We start from the raw sequence: 763 nt of genomic DNA, 5'->3' as shown, positions 1-763 counted from the left end.
AAAATTTAAACTATCAGTAATAACAACAAGCTACAGATTTCCATCTAATCTGAGTATTAATAAATTCCGAATAACTATTAACACTGACGATAAGACAGCAATTTCTTTCAAGTTGGTAAAAAGTATTGTAAAGGAGTCGATATAAGTCAATTCGGTTAATAATATGGTTATAAAAAATAGTCATATTATGCTTATATAAAATGACGATCGGCTAACGACATGTATTTAAAACAATTAATTTATTGCTTGGTAAGATTTCGATTTATTTGAACGACTTTTATGTCTATGCAATATCAACCTCTACACTTAGTCTAAGTATGTTGGAGGAAAACCATGAGCGCCCCACCAAAATCTTCAAGTCGATTGCCACTGCATCTCGATTCCGAACTCTGCTTTGTATTGCCTGATTTTCTTGCGAGAGAGTTTGAGTATGCTCGTTCGTTAGAGCAAGGGATCATGGATAACCTTCACCCTGAATTTACACATCAATATCGCGTCACGTTGCGGCGCATGCGCTCTTTATGCATTTTACTCAGCGAAGTCATCCCCTGTTTTGAGTTAGCCATCCTCAAGCCTCATTTAAAGACATTAATGAAACAAACGAACTTATTGCGAGACCTAGATGTATTCACTTTAGACACCAACCAGTATCTTGCGATGTTGCCAGAACAGCATTCATCATTAACGCGCATTTTCGCGGATATTGATGCCATGAAGAATGCTGAACAAGTGCGCGTAGCAAGTTGGTTGGCATCACTTGCTT

The 763-nt window shown here is 37.4% G+C and carries 1 protein-coding gene; it reads left to right on the top strand.

Going from position 1 to position 763, the window contains the following annotated elements:
• Positions 1-333 precede the first annotated feature (333 nt).
• Positions 334-763 (top strand): CHAD domain-containing protein (locus tag R7190_RS26980; RefSeq protein ID WP_318137812.1); only part of this gene is annotated, 430 nt, incomplete at its 3' end.

This window comes from Vibrio sp. 1078-1, assembly GCF_033340475.1.
This window is presented reverse-complemented; position numbering and strand designations above follow the sequence as displayed.